This window comes from Ignisphaera sp. (genome assembly GCA_038735125.1).
In the GTDB taxonomy this organism is placed as follows: domain Archaea; phylum Thermoproteota; class Thermoprotei_A; order Sulfolobales; family Ignisphaeraceae; genus Ignisphaera.
In genome coordinates this window covers 1-21,590 of record JAVYNU010000008.1, presented here as the reverse complement: position 1 = coordinate 21,590, position 21,590 = coordinate 1, and the positions used below count along the sequence as shown (strand labels likewise).

The window sequence follows — 21,590 nt, the reverse complement described above, 5'->3', positions numbered from 1 at the left end:
TTTTTCTTTAAATACTTTAAAAGCATAGCAAACGTTTCACCAGCACGATACTCACAGTAATCTGGATGAGAAGTTGCACAATACTTTTTATGAGATCTCAAACGTCTTGTCGAAACCAGTATCAATAAACTTTTTTAACGAAAAATTTTAGGTATCTGAATCTGACGCTGATAATGATACAAATTCCATATAATTCCTCCAAGAAATAACGCACACCGATCAGCCGAGAACATGCTGTTTAGCTAACATTATCCAAACCTTTTGTACTTGAATTTAAAAATATATTGAATTTCACGGTCTAATTAAGATAATTAATAGAGCTTGTTTAGAGGTTGTACAGAATTTTTCCTACCATTTCTAAAATTTTTGATTGATCTCCAATCTCCCTAGCCTTCTCAAGCTCATCTCTGTGTCTGTAGATCTCTAATGCTTTTTTCATAGCATTTACGAAGAACACTTTTGATAATTTCATACCGTCTACGGGATTCATTCTGTATGTGAATTGATCTAATATGTACCATCCATTGTATCCTGTATCTATTGTTGCATAGAGAAAATCTATAAACATCCATACATCGCCTGTTCCAACAACCCTATCCTCATCGTTGCTATGTGTTTTAGCTGTATTTATATGAATTGATAGTAGAGGAACGTTAAAGTATTTTGCAAGATACACCGTATACGCTGGCTCGACAGCGTACATAAGCTCATGGCCGTAGTCTATTGTTATTCCAACAACATCTTTACCAAAATCTTCATTTATCTTCTTTGCGATTACCATAGCTACGTGTGTTGTGGGCATAATCATGTTGCCTTCTTTAGGCTCTTTAAGCTTTGCCTCTATACAAAGCTTTAAACCCCTCTTTAAAGCCTCTTCTCCAAGCTCCCTCAAACCATCCATAAAAACGGCAAGCTTCTTTCCATAGTTTACCTCAAAGCTATAATCCCAACCATCTTGACCAGGCCAGAAAGACACGACATCAACTCCAAATCTTTTTGCAATTTCCATGCTTTCAACAATGATCCTTATAGCCTTTTTCCTAAGATTGGGATCAGGATTTGTTATAGAGCCCATTTTAAGTTCTGGAATTCCTGAAAGATCTAGCGCGAGACCTGCAATAACCATATTATTCTTCTTGCTATAGTCCAAAACCCTGTCTACAAGATCCCACTTTATTTCATAGTTTTCATCAAGAAATTCAACATTTATTGGGACGAAAGCTCTTATCCCAGCCTTCTTTATTCTCTCAATTCTTGATATAACATCAGATGAAAGATCAGGGAAATAGCCTCTAGCCATAAATCTATCGCTAAATCCACCAGCAGCCCAGGTGCCACTGCCAAACTTTATGTTAAAGGTGTCTAGAAACTTATCTATAGCCTCTCCCTCTAAAAATCCTCTAAATTCATTCAATTTATTCAAAAGCTCAAACAAAGCCAATAGATTCACCTAAATGGTAATAGCAATAGAACAAAATTTTAAAGTTTTGCCTCACATGTCGAGAATTAAATAATTATGGCAAAGTTCATATGTTTGAATATGTCTTATATGTCTTGGTTATTTAGAGAAAACATTCATGTCCAAAACCTGGACTACAGCCTCATATGAGATTATGTACAACCTTTAAAGAAGCTCCCAAGGAAATTACTTAGTAAGCCTTATAGGCTTTAGAGAAAAACTGTACTACGTAATATGTTGCAGGATCTAGAGATGAAACGACCATCTATGCAAAATCTTATGCAGGTATGTAGAAATCCAATATCTACACTTCTATTACTTCATATTCATCTCTTTCAACACCAAAGTCATCAGCTATTCCCAGTAGCCATTTTCTGCATGTCTCCGCTCCATGTAATACTAGCGTTCTTGGCACGTAGTGTAAGAATATCTGCTTTGCCGTTTTGTCATATCCTAGTAGAGCTACCCATCTAATCCTTGAAACCTTGTCTTCTTGCACCTCGGCATTGACAAGCTTGAATATTATATAACCGTTTGTTTCACTGTAGTCATCTATGAATATACATTGCATGTTGTGGTCATTCGTAAAACAGTTATCTTGTCTTTTTGTTTTTGAGCTAGTTATTGCAAATATGTCGTCTCTTGCTAATAGGTATACTGAGTTGTCTCTGCATATCCTGTTTGCATATCTCTCGCTAACTTCTTTTCCAAAGAATTTTTCGAGAACTGTTTGAGTGTCTTTGTAGCATTCATAACTGGTTATGAACAGTGGTATTTCAAAGCCTTGTGGGAAATACTCATAGAATTTGTTTAGCACTTTTGCCATTCTCTTTGAGAATCTCGTATATAGTGCTTTTCTTCCTCCACTACTCAAATTGGTTGTAACTTTATTGATGTATCCCATCCAGTTATCTATGTGCTCTATGCATTTCTCTATACTATTAAGGCAACTAGATACAACATCGTTTAGTATCGTTAGATAACATGATCTGGTGTTACAATATTTATGGACAGTATATGCAAAGTCAATTAGCTTTTCAATTAAGCTAACAAGTGAATCGCTATAGCTATAAACGTAATATTCTCTACCACTATACCTATAGCTATGAATACTCTGTATCGGTAGCACAGAGAACACACTCCTAAACAGCTTATTAACAACATATGCCCTAGCTATGAATATTGCGTTTACGTATTCCCTTCTTTTCGCACAAATAGATGTTATTCTATCGCATTGCAATACCTCATAGTTTCTTTCATATGGTATGCCAAAGCCTATATGAATGAATTTCGAACCCATATCATTGGTCCTCATCAGCGGCTTAGTCAATTGGTCTAGCATCTAATAGCCAATCTCTAACAAACCTCAATTCATAGATCCCAGGCTCTACAACAACTGGAGGATGCTGGTCGTGCATCATCATTGCCTGCTTTCTTACAACAACATAGGTTCGATAACCCCTATAGACCTCTGCCTCCAGCAAATGTCTATGCCCTATCTCACTTACTATCTCAAGCCTATCGCTTACCTTTTCACAGCGAAGCATCTCTATGTTATTATTACTCAAATCCATAACTTTTTCTAATATTACATCGCCTTGTCTATAAAGCTTTCTTACCATGGCCTCACCCGCTAGCTACGTGGGGTATATATAAAGTACTTCGGCAACCAATTATTGCGTGTCTTAGTCTATCGCTTTTTACACAAATGAAGAGAATGTTAGTAAAAGAACTATTCTCTATACATTTCAATAAAATGTAGTAGTGTCTGTAGATCCTCATCTGATAGTTTTGATGTCCAGTCTATTGAGTATCCATAGTATGTTGGTTTATCACCGAAGATTATGTCGATAGCCTCTTTCGCGAGATCATCAACTGTTTTTGATGTTGAGTCGATTTCTATTACAATATCCTCTCCAAACTCTTCAATGGCATTTGCTGTACATATACCAACAAGTTCTGCCTCAACATTTTCGGCTATTTTTCTGGGGCTCCACCCTCTGTTTTCAAGTACTTTTATAATTTCGAGGGGGTTTCTTCTGAGAACTAAAGCAACTTCTAGAACATTTTTCGGTACAATCTCTATATAGTGCCCAACTATTATAATGGGCCCCTTCTCCTTAACCATCTCCTCGACTGCCATGCTCAACCTTTCCTCATCTATTATATAGCTACTTCTATTATCATCGTATGCAATCACATAGTTGTTTCTTATGGCGAACTCACTAAGCTCTACAACCTCGATACCCAGGTATTGCGATAGTCTCTTTGCAAGCTGGGATTTTCCAGTTCCTGGAACCCCAGATATGCCAATTGATCTCATAGATAACCAGCTAAAAATCGTCTATGCCTCAAAAATAGGATTTATAAAGCTTTAAGCCTTTTAACATCATCTATCGCCATACCATTCAAGAATGCTAGTGGAATAATTAGAGCAATTTGCCCAGACCCTTATATACTATAATTCATTAGTATATTGATTCTCGGGAAAAACACATGGTCTCAATGTCTGACTTCGAAAAAAGATGGGCTGGAGGCCCATCAGTTGGTGAGAAATTTAAGGATCTCTTCAGGAAGAAGGAGCCTATAAAGCAGAAGCTGGTCATGGCAGACTACAAGATAAGGGCCATGGTAAGCAGATTAGAGGTATTTGTTGAGAGGCTTAGGGAGAGAGACAGAACACTATTTGAGAGGGTTGTCGATGCCCTTACACAAGGTGATGAAGTTAGAGCAGCTATGTATGCAAATGAAATAGCAGAGATAAGAAAAATGGTAAAGCAGCTGACAATAACTCAAGTAGCACTTGAACAAGTGGCTCTACGACTAGACACTGTGATTACAATGGGTGACGTTATGTCTGGTCTAATACCTGTTGTAGGTGTTATAAGGGAGTTAAGAGGAATAATAAAGGGTATAATGCCTGAGATGTCCCTTGAGTTATCAGAGGTCGAGGAGGGTCTGAGAGATGTTGTAATATCAGCTGGAGAAGCGCTTGGACTACCAGCGGGAGACGTATACACAACGCCAGAGGCTAGAAAGATATTAGACGAGGCTAGGGTGATAGCAGAGCAGAGAATGAAGGAGAAGTTCCCAGAGCTCCCATCAGCAATTACATCAGCCGCTCAAAAAGCTACAGCACCAGCAACTGGATCAGCATAAACAAATCTAATTAATTCAATGTTTTTGAATTAGTAGCAAAGCTTTTTTCTCCTCCAAATCCATTTTCTTGTTGACACGCCCTCATCTACATCAATGTAGCTGGCACACCTCATACTAGATGTGGGTGAGCCACATTGAACAGTAGTTTGAAGGTCTTCGGAATAATTAAAGGTTTTAGGAGAGGTGGTGGAAGACAGTACAATGATCATGTTCTGGTGCAGCTCCTTGCTGATGTAAAAACGGTGGGAAGTCTAGTTGGTGCAAAGATTAGGGTTGTGGATAAATATGGAAACATTTACAATGGGAGAATAGTGAAGATACACAGTTTCAGGAACTCTGTCGCAATAGCCAAGTTCAGCAGAAACCTACCCGGCCAAGCAATTGGGGCATTAACTGAGATTGTTAAGCGCTGAGTATTTAGTGTTTGTCAGAGCAACTCTGACTAATCACATATTCATTTTTGCCGGGTTCTCATCATCCATTAAATTAGCTGTGTATCTAGTTATAAATCTGTTTGGCTATATAATACCATATGTGGTGCTTAGATGGAGTTTTCACTAGTTGCCCAAACTCTTGACATCCTAGAGAAGACTTCGAGTAAAATCCAACAAGCAGCTACACTGGCTTCGCTGTTTAAGAAGACTCCTGCTAGTGATATTGACAAGGTTGTCTACTTTATTCTAGGCATATTATGGCCTGATTGGAAGGGGATGCCCGAGATCGGGATTGCTGAGAAGGGTATTCAGAAAGCCATTGCAATGGCTACAAACACTAATGAAAGCGAGGTTGAAAAGCTTCATAAGTCTCTAGGCGATTATGGTGCAGTTATTGAGAAGCTTAAACTAGGAAAGCAGGGAAGATCAACAGGGTTGGCTGCATTTATTAAGAGTACTAAAAACGAGCAGAAGAAGCTTGACGTTGCAACAGTCTATAACACCCTTGTGAAGATTGCTATGTTGCAAGGAGAGGGCAGCAGAGATATGAAGCTTAGACTGCTAACAGCGCTTCTCATGGATGCTGATGCCAAGGAAGCTAAGTATATTGTTAGATTTGTTGAGGGCAGGCTTAGACTGGGCGTTGGAGAGGCTACGGTGATGGACGGCTTGGCATCAGCTTTTGGAGCTTCTAGAGACCTTGTAGAGAGGGTGTATAACATTTTCCCTGATTTAGGCGCAATAGCAAAGATCCTTGCTGAAAAAGGTGTTGGAGAGCTAAAGAACGTTAAGCCAACCCCTGGCATCCCCCTAAGACCAATGCTAGCTGAGAGAGGCAGCGATCCTGTAGAGATTCTAAACAAAGCTGGTTTTCCAGCACTAGCTGAGTTCAAATATGATGGTGAGAGGGCACAGATACATAAGAAGGGCGATAAGATTTGGATATTCTCTAGGAGACTAGAGGAGATAACATACCAATATCCAGATGTTGTGGAAATGGCTCTGAAACGTATAAGAGCATCTGAAGCTATTGTAGAGGGGGAGATAGTTGCTATAGATCCTGAAACAGGCGAGTTCAGGCCATTTCAAGAACTTATGCATAGAAAGAGAAAAAAGGACATTCACGAGGCTATCAAAGAGATTCCAGTTATTGTAAGATTATTCGATTGTCTGTATGTCGATGGTGTTGACCTCACTACTAAGCTTCTTCCAGAGAGGAGAGAGTATCTGAAGAAGATAATTGACGAGGGTGAAGAGTTTAAGATTGCTGAGGGAGCCATTGTCAAGGATAGTAAAGAGCTTGAGCAACTATTTCTAAAAGCCATTGAGAGCGGTTGTGAGGGGCTCGTTGTAAAGTCTCTCGGAAGAGACTCTGTTTACCAGGCTGGGGTAAGAGGATGGCTATGGATAAAATACAAGAGAGACTATAAGAGCGAACTCACAGACACCGTTGACCTTGTGGTTGTTGGCGCATTCCATGGAAGGGGTAAGAGAAGCGGAACCTATGGAGCACTTCTCCTAGCGGCATATGACCCAGATACAGACAGGTTTGTCACTGTCTGCAAGGTTGGGACAGGATTCACAGATGAGGAGCTTGCACAACTACCAAGAAAGCTAGAACCCTATAAACTGCCCCATAAACACCAAAGAGTAGACAGCGATATAGATGCCGATGTCTGGTTCGAGCCAGCTCTAGTCATGGAGGTTACAGGTGCTGAGCTCACCCTATCTCCTGTGCATACATGTTGCAAAGGATGGGTGAAACCAGGTGCTGGAATATCGATAAGATTCCCAAGGTTCATAAGATGGAGAGAAGACAAATCTCCGACAGAGGCTACAACAAGTAAGGAGATCTATGAGATGTATTTGAGGAGGCTTAAGAAGATAGAGAAGGCGGAGCCCAAGGCCGAGGAGGCCTAGACAAACAGTTGCAATAAACCAAAAACCATTTTATGTCCAGCCAGCATTAAAATTCTTCTCATCTGACAGTAGTTTTAGTTTTTTGGTGTAGAAATATGCGAGATCCTTTGCCAGGCTATGTAGGTGCTGTGCGAGAGTCTCTAGAGAGGCTTGGAGCTGCAGTTGGATGCAGAATTAGATTGTTGTTACAAGACAACATCATATTCGAAGGTATTCTAATGCCGCATCACGAGTTTAGTGAAGCAGATATAATTGTTATTAAACTAGATAACGGATATAACATTGGCATTACGATTAGCAGAGTCTCTAAAATAGATGTTGTTGAATGTAGAGAGAGGGTAGAGGCGAGAACCCAGGATATAAGCCAGCTCCAGAAGCCTGTTGTTAAAATCCTTGGATGTGGAGGAACTATAGCCAGTAAGGTTGAGTACGAGACAGGGGCTGTCAAGCCTGCTATGAGCCCTGCAGAGCTGATGGAGATAATCCCTGAGCTGAAGAGTCTCGCTGGTTATGACGTTGAGGTTCTGTTTAACATTCTCAGCGAGGATATGACGCCAGTACATTGGAAATCGATTGCGGAATCTGTTTACAAAGCTATTGTTGGTGGCGTTGATGGTGTTGTTGTTACCCATGGCACTGACACAATGGGCTATACAGCAGCTGCACTAGCCTTCTCCATACAAGGCTTGCCAATGCCCATAGCTCTCGTCGGTGCTCAGAGGAGTAGCGATAGGCCAAGTACTGATGCAGCTCTCAATCTCTTGGCAGCTGTCATAACAACTCTTAGGGCGCCTTTTGGAGAGGTTACTGTTGTTATGCATGCATCCCCATCTGATGCGGAGGCTTATGCTCATAGAGGTGTTAAGGTGAGGAAGATGCATAGTAGTAGAAGAGACGCTTTCCAAAGCATCAATGATATTCCACTAGCAAGAATTAATCTAATGAAAATGGATGTAGAGACTATCAACAGCAGATATATTCCAAGGGCTAAAAGCATAGAGGAGATAAAATACTTCGCATCATTTGATGATAGGGTTGCAATGGTTAAGGCCTATCCAGGCTTCCAGAGCGAGATAATAGATTTTCTAGTCGATAGAAAATTTCATGGAATAGTCATTGAAGGAACAGGACTAGGGCACATAGGAAGCTATGCCATAGAATCCATTAGAAGAGCTGTTGAAGAAGGAATAGCAGTTGTTATGACAACACAAACATTGTTCGGAAGAGTGAATATGAATGTGTACACAACTGGCAGAAAACTTTTGGAAATAGGCGTTATACCGGGAGACGACATGTTGCCTGAGACAGCATATGTGAAGCTCTCATGGGTATTGGCCCAAACAAGAGACTTGAAAGAGGTTAGAAAAATGATGCTTACAAACTATGTTAATGAAATGAATCCTGTTCATACACATCAGCACTATCCAATATGGGTTCACTAAGCATTTACATATCCTGTAAATCATCTCTAATAGATTTATATTGTGTGCTAGCTTTTTATAATTCTCAAGGTGCATCAATTGGATAAAACACTATTGGTTGTCGTAGTAGCTATTGTTGCTATAGTTGTAGCTGTCGTAGGCCTGCTGTATTCCATGGGTTTGATTTGGAAGTCTAGTGGTGCATGTAGAATTGAAAGTGATAACACCTTCTTTGTTGTTTACTATAGCGTTCCACCAAATGAAACTGTTTTTAAGCATTTGATGAACAGCATACAGAGTTTCATAGCCTCTAACACAAGCGGTTCATTAAACCTAACATTCTCGCTATGCATAAAGAAATATTCTGAGTTGGATGACAATACAAAGGGTATTTTGAGTCAATACAAGTCATTTCCTTTGATGGGCATCTACACATCAAAGGACCTATCAACTGCAAAGGCAAGTTCGCAGCTCTTTGATGTTAATGGGAAATACTATATTATTAAAGAGAATGCAACCATCGGCATCTATAGCTATTTAGCATATTATGGTGTTCCCATTCTTAAAGAGCCTAAGGTGTTGATAGAAACCCTTAGGGAGCCTTATATTCAGTTGAATGAAACACCTGTTGTAGGCTCTCTAAATGCTAAATACTACTTGGTTATATATGAGGATGCATGGTGTCCATATTGTGCAAAATTCTATAGCGAGTCTATGCCTATAATAGAAGATCTTATAGATAACAACACCTTTGCCATAGTTTTAAAGAACCTGCTTATACATCCAGGTGTTGAAAATATACATAGAAACGTTACGGCTTTGTACATAACTACCAGAAATGCTACAGCTGTTTTCAGCATTATGAAGGGCATCTATGCCTATGTCGCTAGAGGCACAGATCCATCGCCTGAGAACGTAACTGCAATGATAAAGAATGTTACAGGTATAAGCGAATTCAATGTTAATTTAACTGTTGTGGACAATATTATAATTAAGGATATTCAAGAGGCCCGAGAATATGGAATTTTCGGGACACCGGGGTTTGTGATATGGAATAGAGAGAGTGGTAGGGGAATTGTAGTAGTAGGCTATACCTCTGCTAGCGACCTCTTGAACATTGTCAGATCATATCTTTAGAATAAATGTTTTTCAATATTTATTCAAAATTAATTCTATGTTAGATCGCCACAGCTACATGTAAACTCATGTACAATTCTATGGAGCTCTTCAAGTCCCTGCATATTCTTTGCAGATACCTTTGGAACCCTAGTCGCTTTTGCATATAGCCACAGAATATCCATGATCTTTGCCAGCATTTCTCCATATAGCCCACTTTTCCTCAACCTCTCTGTGACGAGATCCACATCGCTTACCACATCCCCCATCAACTCCAGATTTGGGGCTATATCGCATTTGTTTATGGCTGGAATTACATCAACCCCCAGTCTGGCTTGTAAGGCAACAGACATTATAGATATGAATGCGTAGTCCTCAAATCTCTTGATAACCTCCCCATCCAGTACAAACAATGCTAGGACATTCTTGGAAACCCTTTTTATGGCCTCAAAAATTTTGGGGGCAACATCCCTAAATATGAATACCTCCATCTGGCCTGGGGTATCAACCAGAACAAAATCAGCGTCAACCTTTCTAATAGCATCCTCAACTATATCCACACGCTCTGCTAGAATATCCATAGACTTCACAAGAGCGCCATTGGGGCCGAGGCCAAGTTCCTTGGCAATTCTATGGGCATCTATATAAACCCTCACATCAAAATCTGGTACGTAGGGAATGTACTCAGCAGCTGTATCGAGATTAACCTTGTACACCCTCGCACCAATTTCTTTTTCAAGCCACATCGAATAAGCAGAGACAAGAGTGGACTTGCCGGAGCCAGCAGGACCAACAAAAACTACGGTAACCTTGCTCAACACATTTCCACTCCCTTGTGGGGGTCTTTCTAACGATTAGATTTCTATATCCCGTATCTAGTCTAGAAATGTTTAAAATTTTCATCAAGAAAAATCAAAGTTTCTGTAAGGTAATCAATGATCTGTATAATTATTTCATGACTCAAAATTGCATCACTAAAAAAGACAGAACAGAAATCTAGTTATTGAAGTGTTACGAGGAAACTCAAAATCAATTATATTATGGCTTGGTATTTGTTACATTATTGTTACAGATTATTATCTTTTTTAACAGATTTATTATGTTTATGTAAAAGGATAAGTTTTTAAGCCTGTTTCATAGAAGGCTTTCTGTTGTTTGGTGGTTTTGATGGAATTCGATCTACTCCAATGGTGAAGGGAGATGCAAAGCCAATATTAAAGATTTTAAGTTTAGAGAAAGACGTCGAGATTGTTGAAAAGCTTAGTAAGGCAGCCTATGAAGATCTTCTGGTAATGTATGAACAGGATAGGCATGTGCATCTAAGATCTTCGCTGACCTGTTTAAAGATATTGTCCGTGCTTATGGCTAGGTATGTCAATAGGAATGGCAACGAAGTTGATAAGGACTGGCTCATACTGAGCAAGGGCCATGCTGTACCAGCTCTCTATGCTGTTCTCGCTGAGCTTGGCTCTATACCTAAGTCTGAGCTTGTTAAGATAAATGCTATTGGATCTCTGCTTCAGAATCACCCTGAGATATCTGTGCCAAGTGTTGATGTGTCTACAGGTAGTCTCGGTCAAGGTCTTAGCATTGGTGTTGGTATTGCTGCTTGGATTAAAAGGGCTGGTGGTAGGGGAAGGGTATATGTTGTGATTGGCGATGGTGAGCAAGATGAGGGTATTGTATGGGAGGCTATAACACATGCTGCTACACTAAAGTTGGACAATCTTATCGTAATAGTTGATTGGAACGGTTTCCAACTTGATGGAAATACAGAAGAGATTAAGCCGAAGAGTTACATGCCTCTTGTGTGGAAGATTGTTGGCTGGAGGGTTCTATGGGCTAATGGAGTAGATGTTGTTAGCCTGATAACAGCTTTGGAAGAGGCTATGGATTCCGACAAACCAGTTGTGATATTTGCTCAAACAGGCAATGTGATAGAGTCTAGTGGGGCTATAAACAATGCTCACTAGTGTGAAGAACTTTAGAGATGCCTTAGGGGAGCTACTTGTTGAGATAGGTGAAGAGGATCAGAATGTCGCTGTTGTCACAGCCGATGTAGGTAAGTCTACAAGGGCTATAAAATTCGGCGAGCTTTTCAAAGATAGATATTTCAATGTTGGCATATCAGAGCAGCATATGATCACATTTGCAGCAGGGCTTGCGAGAGCAGGGGCAAAACCTGTTGTAGTTGCATTTGCAGCATTCATTATGAGGGCCTGGGAGCAGATAAGAAATAGTGTTGCCAGAATGAACCTAAATGTGAAGATAGTTGCTACACATGCTGGCTATAGCGATTTTGCAGATGGCTCTAGCCACCAGATGCTAGAGGACATAGCACTAATGAGAGTATTGCCAAACATGAACGTTGTTGTACCAGCAGATGTGGGTGATCTTAGGAGATGTCTGAAGAGAATTGTTGTTGAGGTGAAGAACCCTACATATGTAAGGATAGGCAGAGACTATTCACCACCTGTAACAGAGGATATGGACTATAGATGCGAGCTTGGCAAGGCCTATGTGTTGAGAGAGGGGCACGATGTCGCTATAATGGGCTCTGGACCAATACTATATGAAGCACTTCAAGCTGCAAAGGAGTTGGAGAAGATGGGTATTAGTGCAGCTGTTGTAAATGTCTTGTCTGTTAAGCCCATAGATAGAGAGGCTATTGTGAAAACTGCCAAGAGCGTCGGTAGGATAGTAACTGTGGAGGAGCATATGGTTTTCGGTGGGGTGGGGAGCGCAATTGCAGAGGTTGTCGCTCAAGAATATCCAGTTCCGATGAAGATGATTGGAGCCACAACATTTGGTAGATCAGCTAGGAGTCAGCAAGAGCTCCTAGAGTTCTTTGGACTGGATAGAAAAGCTATTGTGAAAGCGTGTTTGGAGGTGGTTAAGAATAGAGATAGAAATGCTTAGGGAGGAAATAGATAGGATAGACGATGAAATTGCCGAGCTCATTGGAAAAAGAATTGAGCTTGTTAAGAGAATAGCCGAGTTGAAGAAGAGAAGAGGTGTGGCAATAACAGATATTGAGAGGGAGGCGGAGGTCATTCTAAAATGGAGAAAGAGGTTAGCAAAACATGGTGTGCCAACAGATGTTGCGACATCAATAGCGAGAGATATTATAGCATCTTCGAAAGCTGTTGAAATAAAAGCGATGGTTGTTGACCCACCTAAAGACAGGGATATATGCATAGTTGGCTACGGTGCTATGGCGAAGACCCTTGCGCTAAGCTTTAAAAACGAAGGATATAGAATCACAATAACAGGTAGAGATGTAGAGAAAGCTACGGCTGTTGGAAGAGAGCTTGGAGTAGATGCAAAACCAATACATAGTGCGCTAGACTGTTGCAGTATTTCAATTCTAGCTCTATCGATGGACGCCTTTACAAGCGGCTTTATAGACTCTATAGCCGGCTATATGAAGGGGAAGATCGTTATGGACATTTTCTCATCTAAACAGAGGGTGTTTAAACATTTGGAGAGTTTGTCAAAGGATATCGGATTCAGATATATCTCTACACATCCGCTCTTTGGACCATATTCTTCTCCCACGGGTGAGAAGGTCGTGTTGATACCAAGTGAGACAGGGTATAGTGCAATAGATGAGGCAATGTCTCTTTGGCTCTCGATAGGTGTAGAACCGGTTGTAGCAACACTGGATGAGCATGAAAAGGCCATGGCAGTTGTCCAAACTTTGACGCATTTTCTTCTAATGGCTTATAGCAAAGCTGTTGAAAAGTTCTCAAAAGAGATGGGAGTCGATGTCACAAGATTTGCTACGCCAACATTTAGAGATGTGTATGCTGTTGTGGCTAGATTGAAAAAGATTTGCAATACTGTTGAGGAGATCCAGAGGGAAAATCCATATGCACAGGAAATCAGATCACGTTTTTTGGATATATCAAGAGAACTGTCTTTTAATGCTGGTAGAGGTCTATGCTCTTCATCCTAAAAAGCAATTCAGATCCATCGCAATTGGTAGAGAAGATAGTGGCTAGATCAGCATCTTATAGAGTGGTCGACCTATATGGAAGGAGAATAGTTGTTGCATGGCCAGATAAGCTAGTTGAAGACATTGTTGATGACAGTGTCGAGGTGAAGGTCAAGCCCTCTAGACCATACCAGCTAGCGTCTAGTGAGTGGAAGAGGGATAAAACCGTAGTCGATGTTGACGGTGTTGAGATTGGTGGTAGAAGCGTTGTTGTTGCTGCAGGACCCTGCGCGATAGAGGATGAGGAGCTAGCTATAGAAATTGCAAAAGCTGTGAAAAGAGCTGGCGCAAAGATGTTCAGGGGTGGAGCTTACAAGCCTAGGACAAGCCCATACAGTTTCCAGGGTCTTGGGGAAAAAGGGCTCGAGATTTTGAAGAGAGTTTATGAGGAAACTGGGTTGCCCATAGTGACAGAGGTTATGGACACTAGAGACGTTGAGAAGGTGGCTAGATATGCCCACATGCTTCAGATAGGCGCTAGAAACTCTCAGAACTTTCATCTGCTTAAAGAAGTTGGGAAAAGCCGCAAGCCAGCGCTACTCAAAAGGGGTATGGCAATGACCGTTGAGGAGTGGTTGTTGGCGGCAGAGTACATGCTTCTAGAAGGGAATGGAAATGTGGTTCTATGTGAGAGGGGGATAAGATCATTTGAGAAAAGCACCAGATTCACACTTGACATAGCGTCGGCTGTATATACGAAGACCGTTACACACCTACCAATAGCTGTTGATCCTAGCCACCCTGCTGGAAGAAGAGACTTGGTAGAGCCTCTGGCCCTAGCAGCTGTTACAGCAGGAGCGGATATGCTGATTATAGAGGTTCATCTATCACCTGAAAAGGCTTTGAGCGACAATGAACAGCAGCTAACAATAGAGATGTTCGAGAAGCTTATGACAAGGTTAAAAGCTGTTGCAGAAGCTGTTGGAAGATCGGTATGAGGGTCTTAAGCAAGGTTTTGTGCTGTCAAGAGACGAAGGCGTTTATAGGGAGGGGGGCGCTGGAGAAGGCTGCTGAGGAGATTCCGGAAAAGGCTAAGATACTTCTCGTCAGACAAGATGTTTTAGAGCCCTCGCCCATTCTAAAGGTTTTTAGGAACATTGTTGACGAAGTTGTCTTGAAAGGTGGTGAAGAGGCTAAGGATATAGAGGTTGTATTGAAGATTGTAGAGAGAATGCATGAAGCAGGCATTCAAAGAAGTGACTATGTGGCGGCCTTTGGGGGTGGGACGCTAACAGATGTAACAGGATTTGCGGCATCCATATATCTTAGAGGCGTCAACTTTGTTGCCATACCAACAACCCTTCTTGGCATGGTAGACGCTGCTATAGGCGGGAAGAATGCTGTAAACTTTAAAAATGTGAAGAATGTTCTTGGCACATTCTACCAGCCTAGAATCATAGTGGCCGACACAAGGTTTCTTGATACACTTCCACAGCAGGAGTATGTAAACGGCTTAGCTGAGGTAATAAAATATGGGCTCGCCTTAGACAAAGAATTGTATGAATTTCTCAGGGGCAATAGTGAAAAGATTCTTAGCAGAGATGAGGAGGCGCTTGAAAGAGTTGTTGAGAGGTCTATAGCTGATAAACTGTTTGTGGTGGAACAGGATGTTTTTGATGTTAAGGGCATTAGAATTGTGTTGAACTTTGGACATACTGTAGGCCATTTAATAGAGTCTCTATCAGGCTTTTCTATAAGCCATGGAAAAGCTGTGGCAGTTGGCATGGCCTACGAATCTCTGGTTTCAGCTTTGATGGGCCTCTCAAGCTATGATGTGCATAGAGAAATAGTTGAAATGCTCAAGATGTATGGTCTGCCGGCAAGTCTTAGAGACCTTGGCATCGAGCTACCTAGAGACCCGAGTGTCCTGAAAAGCGTTGTGGCTAGAGATAAGAAGGCTGGTTGGAGAGGTCTAACAATACCAATTGTAACAGAAGTTGGTAGGTGGAGGTCTGTAACAGTAGATGTGGATAGCTATGTAGAGGCTCTGGTAAAATGTTTTGGATAGACTCTTCAACAAAAATATTCGGTATTTTGGGAAGAAACATAGGCTATACACTCTCCCCAGCTATACACAACTACATCTTCAGAGAGGTTGGCTACAACGCTGTTTACCTCGTTTTTGATGTTGCTGAAGAGAAGTTCGATTATGTTGCCAGGGCCCTTATAGACATTTGCGAGGGGCTCAATGTAACGATACCGTATAAAGAAAGGATTATGCAGTATCTAACCTCGTTCGACGCTTCTGCAGAGAGGGTTGGCGCTGTCAATACTGTGTATAGAGGTAGGGGCTACAACACAGACTACATAGCATTGAAAAAGCTTGTCGAGCCCCATAAGGAGCTTCTCGAGAATGGGGTTTGCTATGTTTTTGGGGCTGGGGGAGCAGCTAAAGCTGTTGTATTGGCACTGGGAGAAAGGGGCTGTAGGATAAGGATTGTCAACAGATCTAGTGATAGAGCAGAGAGGCTGGTTAAGGAGCTTAGAAAATATGTTGATGTGGAGATGTCCAGTGCTTCAGCATGTAGAGAGGCAGCTGTAGTTGTTAACGCTACCCCAAACCCAGACTTTGTACCGGATAGCTGTTTCCATGGGGGCCTCAAGCTAGCTATAGAGCTTGTCTATAGACCTGTAGAAACATCTGTTGTTAGAAGAGCCAGAGGCGTGGGGGCAGCTGTGATCAATGGGCTGGAGATACTTGTTGGCCAGGCTCTTGAAGCACAGAGGATATGGCTTGGAATAGACTTTCCAAGCGAAAAGGTTGTGGCGCACCTCCATGCCAGGAAACTCATTTGGTAAAATGTTTAGAATTACAACATTTGGCGAAAGCCATGGGCCGCTAATAGGGGTTGTCGTAGATGGTGTTCCAGCTGGTCTGCCAATATCAGAAGATGACATAAACTTTGAGCTATCATTTAGAAGACCTGGCTATGCATATACATCGCCGAGAAGGGAACAGGATAGAGCTAAGATTGTCAGCGGGGTCTTCAACGGCAGAACCACTGGAGCGCCAATAGCAATTGTGGTTGAGAACACAGATGTTGATTCTAGTTACTACGAAAAGATGAAATACACCCCGAGGCCTGGGCATGCAGATCTTCCATACATATTTCGCTATGGCTTTGAGAACTGGGATTATAGAGGTGGTGGAAGGGCTAGCGGCAGAGAGACTGTGGCAAGGGTTGCAGCAGGAGCTATAGCCAAAAAGCTTCTCATGTTGCTAGATACGAAAGTGGCTGGCTGTGTAGAGGCTGTTGACGGCACTAGAATCAAAGAGGGTATAACATTTGAAGATGTTCTCAAATCTAGATGCAGAAGATTCAGGGCTTGTAAGGAGGAGTATGAAGTGACATTCCAAAAGATTTTGGAAGAGGCCATTAAAGAAGGTGATAGTGTGGGGGCGCTAGTTAGAGTGGTTGTAGATGGTGTTCCAAGGGGTCTGGGGGAACCCGTTTTCGATAAACTCAAAGCCGATCTAGCCAAAGCAGTCATGTCAATACCTGCTGTTATCGGCTTCGAACTTGGTATAGGGTTTGAAGCCGCCTATAAGAGGGGTAGTGAGGTGTCTGACGAGCTCATAGTCGTTAACGGCGATATCAGGTGGAGGAACAATTTCTATGGGGGGATAGTAGGCGGTATATCAACTGGGGAGCAGATAGTTTTTAGATGTGTCTTCAAGCCGACAAGCTCGATCAGAAAACCGATAAAGACAGTCGATATTAGAACACTTGAGGAAAAAACCATTGTTGTTGAGGGAAGACACGATCCGTGCATTGGTATTAGAGGTGTTGCTGTTGTAGAGGCCATGACTGCTATAACCCTGGTCGACCACGCTATCAGATCTGGTCTAATACCTTCGACACGGCTTAGCCAAAAAGATGCTGATGTTGTTGAGGATAGGTGGAAGAGGTATAGGGAGATATGTCAGCATGGGGAGGGATATCAATAGTTAATGCCATACCCTCTGGCCTAGGATCGGCAGCGGCCATAGATATGAAGACACGGGTAAAGATTAGATCTTGTGGCGATGCTGCGACAAATACATCGAGACTTGTTGAAACAATAATAAACTATTTCACAGCTAGATATGGATTGCCCAAGGTGTGTGTGGAAATAGAATCTGATGTGCCGATGGGAAGCGGTTTAAAGAGTAGTAGCTCGGTGGCGGTAGCGCTAATAGATGCTCTGAGAAGACACTTTTCGCTAGAAGAGCTTGATGTTCCTAGACTTGCAGCAGAGCTATCGAAAATAGCGGGAGTGTCTATAACGGGCGCCTTAGACGATGCAGCTGCGGCGTACTATGGTGGAATTGTATTCACAGATAATACAAACATGAAGATTCTGAGGGTTGTAGACAACAAATCCGAGCTTGCAGCAGTTGTTCTTCTACCAAAAAATGTTCAAAGACCTCAAATAGATGTTGAGAAACTTAGAAGGTTTTCCCACATATTTGTAGAGGCCTACAACATTGCTGTGCAGGGGGAGATACTAAAGGCCATGACCATAAATGGGCTTGCCATAGCCAGGCTTCTAAACTATCCAGAGGATATCCCGAGGAAGGCCCTCGAACTCGGTGCTCTGGCAGCAGGGGTCTCGGGCAACGGCCCTGCGATCTTCGCTGTTTGTAGGCTTGGCGACGAAGGGCCTGTGTTAGATCTCTTTGGCAGGTATGGTGAGGTATATATGCATAGATTTGTTAGACTAGGTGAAAAACCTTGAGGGCTGTGATAAGAAAGTCTATCATACGTGGAAAAGTCTCTGCACCACCATCGAAAAACTATGCAATTAGACTAGTATTCTCATCGCTATTCACAGACATTGCTCTTGACAACCTTATGCTATCTGACGATGTTGCAGACGCATTAGATGCTATATCTGTTTTTGGTGTTAGATTCGATGGGAGGAGATTCATAAGGCCAGAGAGAATTGCTCTGCACAGTGATAGGATATATTTAAGGGGTTCTGCAACTGTTTTAAGAATGCTGATACCGATTGCAGCTGTTGTTGGTGGTAAAATCTATATAGATGGCGGTGAGTCGCTTAGGAGGAGACCCATCAAGGCTGTGGTAGAAGCTTTGTCTAGCAGGGGGGTCGCGTTTTCAAATAATTCTCTGCCTACTGTAATGGAGGGGAGGCTTAGAGATACGTACATAGAGATTTCTGGTCATGAGAGTAGCCAATACATAAGCGGGTTTATGATAGCATTTGCTATGGTGGGCGGCGGGACAATAAAGATTATCCCGCCTTTGGCTTCAAGGAGATACGTAGAGCTGACGGCAGAGGTTCTAACTGTCTTGGGGGTGGATGTCAAGATGTATGAAAATAGAATAGATGTTAATGTTGCTGAGAAGCTGAGGGGGTACACAGGTAGTGTGCCAGGCGACTACCTGTTAGCATCATTCTATGTATCCTCAGCCCTTTTGACAGGAGGTGAAATAGCTGTTGGCAACCTAGCTAATCTGGCTGGCGATGCAAAGCCCCATAGGGTGGTTGATGCTTATAGAGAGATGGGTGGATATAGCCTGTACAGCAATGGGGTTTGGCATGCAAAAGCATCTGACGACTATTCGGGTATAAGAATCAATGTTTTCGATGACCCGGATCTAGCAGTGTCTATAGCGCCTCTAGCGGCTGTGGCAAGGGGTGAGACTGTTATCGAGGGTATAGAGAATTTGAGGATAAAGGAAAGTGATAGAGTCGAAACTATAGTGTCGACGCTTAGAGCCTTTGGCGTGGATGCGTATACAAGGGGCAACGCCATTCATATAATTGGTGGGGAGCCTCGCGAGACAAGCATCTATTGTCCTGACGACCACAGAATCGCCATGATGTTTGCAGCAATAGCCCTTAGGGCTGGGGGCTCCATAGACAAGGCTGAGTGTGTCAATAAAAGCAATCCGGGCTTCTGGAGAGACTTAATATCGTTGGGTGGAAATATAGATGTGTTCTAGCAGGGTAGGTGCATCAACTAGACGCCCACTTGTTGTAGCATCTATTCCCATAAAAAGCCTAGAGGATCTCGAGACAGCTCTCTCAATCAGCGATGCAGACTATGTCGAGATTAGGCTAGACTACTTCGATAACCCTAGCAGTATAGACTACACCGTGTTCAGGGGTAGGAATGTCATAGCAACTCTCAGGGAGTACAGTGAGGGGGGTGCAAAAATATTTGATCCAGAGTTGAAGAAGAGGTTGATAAGGCTTTGGAGAGAACTTGGCATACTATACGATGTTGAAATAAGCTTTGTGGAGAGACATGGCATCGAATATGAAGACGCTATTGTGTCTATCCATCTATTTGATAAACCGAGGTCGCTTCTCGAAATAAAAAACAGTGTAAAAAAGTATGTTGACAAGGCATTTGCTGTAAAGATAGCTACAACACCTTTCAAAGGCTATAAAAAGTTCTTGGCCAGCCTACTTGAGTTAGGCGACAACATAGCTGTTATGCCCATGTCAACAGACCCTGTAGAGAGAATAGCTTTCGCATTACTAGGCTCAAAACTTGTCTACGGCTATGTGACAGAACCTACAGCCAAGGGTCAGATGCATTACAGAAAAATCCTAGAGATAATCAAAACTCTGTTTACATAGTCGTTACCCACAGCACCAACCACATACGCTTCAACACCTAGACGAGCACACCCAACAGCCCGATTCGCCTCCTGCCCCAGATAAACAGCGTAGCCATCGCCAACAACAGTTTCATCTAGCCGCAGAAACCTCTTCACCTTAACATAGAAACCAGCGTGTATACTGCCGACAACAGCTAGCCCCTGCTCCTGCAATAGCTACAGTTTTCTAGTCCACTAAAACATAAAGCAGATGTCTTGCAATCCAGTTAAACTGTTTTTTTATGGAGAAGATAATTCTTTGGCGTGGCGACCGGGATTTGAACCCGGTTAGAACTGCTATACAATCAAAGTTCCTAGGATGTATGAGATCTTTACAAGAGCAAGCAATAAGGTTTTCTCAAAAGTTAAATGCTTTATTGTAGTCTACGACCCTAAGTGAGAATTTCTAGTTCATGCAAAGTTTTGTAATTTATCATGTCTTCTTAGAGAGAATGGTCTACCGTGGGAAAGAGCTAATGAAGAAAGACACTATGCCTCCTAGATCTAAAGAGGCGGATCTAAATGAATATAGGAGGTGTAGAGATGCTTAATCTATGGGATGACATGTCAAGGTCTCTCCAAACTATTTAGCCCTCTTCTTTTTCTCAAACCTTTGTACTATTGGCATTACAATAGACATAAACGCTGCCCACACAAGGGCTTGAAGTATTGAGTAGTTGAGTGGCTGTGGCTCTATATACCTCACATAGTGTGGGAGAATACTTAATACTAGCACATAAACAGGAATTGCCACAATAAGACCGCTAATAAACCACAAAACACATAATTTGATATATAATTTTAATTGAAAAAGCTTCACCTTACCACCTCAGCCAAGCGGGTAGCTTAGCGAATATCCTAAGACCACCAAGCCAACCACCAATTTTAGCGAGTAGAGGACCAGTAGCGGCGCCTATTGCAACATCTCTATCGTATTTTTTAATCAGGTCTCTAACATATATGCTTTTCTCAACGTCTAGTCCGGTTGTTGGCTCGTCTAGTATTAGGAGTTTTGGTTTGGAGGCTAGAACAGTTGCGACGGCGAGTATTCTTTTCATGCCCTTGCTATATGTTCTAATAGGCTTTTTCAAAGTGTTTCCGAGATCGCATATTTTGGCAGCTTCTTCAACAGCTTCTTCAAGCTTTGTACCACCAAACCTTAGGGAAAGCATAAACTTTATGAAGTCATAGCCAGTCAAATCCCTGTATGCACCAGCCTCTTCAGGCAGGTAGTTGATCATAGACCTAACACGAAGAGGCTCTTTAACAACGTCAACACCATAGACATAGACACTACCTCTAGTAGGCTTAATCAAAGTAGCTATAATCCTAAGAGTAGTTGTCTTACCACTCCCATTAGGCCCAACCAAAGCATATATCTCACCATCGCCAACAGTAAAAGAAAGGCCATCAACACCTACAGACCCCCTACCATAGACCTTAACAAGATCCCTAACAACAACAGCAGAC

General features: G+C 42.1%; 23 protein-coding genes. 15 read left to right on the top strand and 8 right to left on the bottom strand.

Annotated elements, in window-relative coordinates; genetic code table 11:
* Positions 1 to 325: 325 nt before the first annotated feature.
* From QW284_08145 to QW284_08130, 4 genes are all read right to left on the bottom strand, one after another.
* Entirely contained in the window at positions 326 to 1,441 is a 1,116-nt protein-coding gene (locus QW284_08145) for a sugar phosphate isomerase/epimerase family protein (protein ID MEM0339635.1), read from the bottom strand.
* Positions 1,442 to 1,763: 322 nt separating this feature from the next.
* Positions 1,764 to 2,774, bottom strand: coding sequence for a hypothetical protein (locus tag QW284_08140; protein ID MEM0339634.1), 1,011 nt, complete (start codon positions 2,772 to 2,774; stop codon positions 1,764 to 1,766).
* Between the two features lie 7 nt (positions 2,775 to 2,781).
* Entirely contained in the window at positions 2,782 to 3,081 is a 300-nt protein-coding gene (locus tag QW284_08135; protein ID MEM0339633.1) for a hypothetical protein, read from the bottom strand.
* Positions 3,082 to 3,191: 110 nt separating this feature from the next.
* Entirely contained in the window at positions 3,192 to 3,782 is a 591-nt protein-coding gene (locus QW284_08130) for an adenylate kinase family protein (GenBank protein MEM0339632.1), read from the bottom strand.
* A 173-nt stretch (positions 3,783 to 3,955) separates the two neighbouring features.
* Here QW284_08130 and QW284_08125 point away from each other — a divergent pair, with 173 nt between their 5' ends.
* From QW284_08125 to QW284_08105, 5 genes are all read left to right on the top strand, one after another.
* Complete coding sequence (locus QW284_08125) at positions 3,956 to 4,618, top strand: Snf7 family protein (protein MEM0339631.1); 663 nt, start codon at positions 3,956 to 3,958, stop codon at positions 4,616 to 4,618.
* A 134-nt stretch (positions 4,619 to 4,752) separates the two neighbouring features.
* Positions 4,753 to 5,031 (top strand): 50S ribosomal protein L35ae, encoded by a 279-nt coding sequence (locus QW284_08120; protein MEM0339630.1) that lies wholly within the window; start codon positions 4,753 to 4,755, stop codon positions 5,029 to 5,031.
* 132 nt (positions 5,032 to 5,163) lie between these two features.
* Positions 5,164 to 6,972 carry an ATP-dependent DNA ligase gene (locus QW284_08115; GenBank protein MEM0339629.1) on the top strand — a complete coding sequence of 603 codons (1,809 nt, stop codon included), beginning with the start codon at positions 5,164 to 5,166 and terminating at the stop codon, positions 6,970 to 6,972.
* Positions 6,973 to 7,067: 95 nt separating this feature from the next.
* Positions 7,068 to 8,414, top strand: a complete 1,347-nt coding sequence (gene gatD, locus QW284_08110; GenBank protein MEM0339628.1) for a Glu-tRNA(Gln) amidotransferase subunit GatD — start codon at positions 7,068 to 7,070, stop codon at positions 8,412 to 8,414.
* Positions 8,415 to 8,492: 78 nt separating this feature from the next.
* Positions 8,493 to 9,530 carry a thioredoxin domain-containing protein gene (locus tag QW284_08105; GenBank protein ID MEM0339627.1) on the top strand — a complete coding sequence of 346 codons (1,038 nt, stop codon included), beginning with the start codon at positions 8,493 to 8,495 and terminating at the stop codon, positions 9,528 to 9,530.
* 35 nt (positions 9,531 to 9,565) lie between these two features.
* Here QW284_08105 and QW284_08100 read toward each other — a convergent pair whose 3' ends face one another.
* Positions 9,566 to 10,330 carry an ATP/GTP-binding protein gene (locus QW284_08100; protein MEM0339626.1) on the bottom strand — a complete coding sequence of 255 codons (765 nt, stop codon included), beginning with the start codon at positions 10,328 to 10,330 and terminating at the stop codon, positions 9,566 to 9,568.
* A 330-nt stretch (positions 10,331 to 10,660) separates the two neighbouring features.
* On the opposite strand from QW284_08100, the gene QW284_08095 reads away from it, so the two are divergent.
* The 10 genes from QW284_08095 to QW284_08050 are packed head-to-tail and all read left to right on the top strand — an operon-like array spanning position 10,661 to position 20,100.
* A complete protein-coding gene (locus QW284_08095) occupies positions 10,661 to 11,482 on the top strand; it encodes a 1-deoxy-D-xylulose-5-phosphate synthase N-terminal domain-containing protein (protein ID MEM0339625.1) in 822 nt (273 codons plus the stop codon).
* Entirely contained in the window at positions 11,472 to 12,428 is a 957-nt protein-coding gene (locus tag QW284_08090; protein ID MEM0339624.1) for a transketolase family protein, read from the top strand. The genes QW284_08095 and QW284_08090 overlap by 11 nt, the downstream gene beginning before the upstream one ends.
* Positions 12,421 to 13,467, top strand: a complete 1,047-nt coding sequence (locus QW284_08085) for a bifunctional chorismate mutase/prephenate dehydrogenase (GenBank protein ID MEM0339623.1) — start codon at positions 12,421 to 12,423, stop codon at positions 13,465 to 13,467. Before QW284_08090 ends, QW284_08085 begins: the two co-directional genes overlap by 8 nt.
* Positions 13,452 to 14,444, top strand: a complete 993-nt coding sequence (gene aroF, locus QW284_08080) for a 3-deoxy-7-phosphoheptulonate synthase (GenBank protein MEM0339622.1) — start codon at positions 13,452 to 13,454, stop codon at positions 14,442 to 14,444. The genes QW284_08085 and aroF overlap by 16 nt, the downstream gene beginning before the upstream one ends.
* Positions 14,441 to 15,514 (top strand): 3-dehydroquinate synthase, encoded by a 1,074-nt coding sequence (gene aroB, locus QW284_08075; protein ID MEM0339621.1) that lies wholly within the window; start codon positions 14,441 to 14,443, stop codon positions 15,512 to 15,514. The genes aroF and aroB overlap by 4 nt, the downstream gene beginning before the upstream one ends.
* The gene (locus QW284_08070; protein ID MEM0339620.1) at positions 15,502 to 16,305 is read left to right on the top strand and encodes a shikimate dehydrogenase; all 804 of its coding nucleotides are present in this window, start codon (positions 15,502 to 15,504) and stop codon (positions 16,303 to 16,305) included. Before aroB ends, QW284_08070 begins: the two co-directional genes overlap by 13 nt.
* Positions 16,283 to 17,455, top strand: coding sequence for a chorismate synthase (gene aroC, locus QW284_08065; GenBank protein ID MEM0339619.1), 1,173 nt, complete (start codon positions 16,283 to 16,285; stop codon positions 17,453 to 17,455). Before QW284_08070 ends, aroC begins: the two co-directional genes overlap by 23 nt.
* A complete protein-coding gene (locus QW284_08060; protein ID MEM0339618.1) occupies positions 17,428 to 18,225 on the top strand; it encodes a shikimate kinase in 798 nt (265 codons plus the stop codon). The genes aroC and QW284_08060 overlap by 28 nt, the downstream gene beginning before the upstream one ends.
* A gap of 5 nt (positions 18,226 to 18,230) precedes the next feature.
* Positions 18,231 to 19,457 (top strand): 3-phosphoshikimate 1-carboxyvinyltransferase, encoded by a 1,227-nt coding sequence (aroA, locus tag QW284_08055; GenBank protein ID MEM0339617.1) that lies wholly within the window; start codon positions 18,231 to 18,233, stop codon positions 19,455 to 19,457.
* A complete protein-coding gene (locus QW284_08050; GenBank protein ID MEM0339616.1) occupies positions 19,447 to 20,100 on the top strand; it encodes a type I 3-dehydroquinate dehydratase in 654 nt (217 codons plus the stop codon). The genes aroA and QW284_08050 overlap by 11 nt, the downstream gene beginning before the upstream one ends.
* Here the strand turns inward: QW284_08050 and QW284_08045 are convergent.
* The 3 genes from QW284_08045 to QW284_08035 all read right to left on the bottom strand — a co-directional run.
* On the bottom strand, positions 20,058 to 20,294 hold the full coding sequence (locus tag QW284_08045) for a hypothetical protein (protein MEM0339615.1): 237 nt from the start codon (positions 20,292 to 20,294) through the stop codon (positions 20,058 to 20,060). The two genes, QW284_08050 and QW284_08045, sit on opposite strands and share 43 nt — an antisense overlap.
* Before the next feature lie 409 nt (positions 20,295 to 20,703).
* Entirely contained in the window at positions 20,704 to 20,874 is a 171-nt protein-coding gene (locus tag QW284_08040; GenBank protein MEM0339614.1) for a hypothetical protein, read from the bottom strand.
* Between the two features lie 67 nt (positions 20,875 to 20,941).
* On the bottom strand, positions 20,942 to 21,590 hold a 649-nt coding region (locus QW284_08035; protein ID MEM0339613.1), incomplete at its 5' end, for an ABC transporter ATP-binding protein.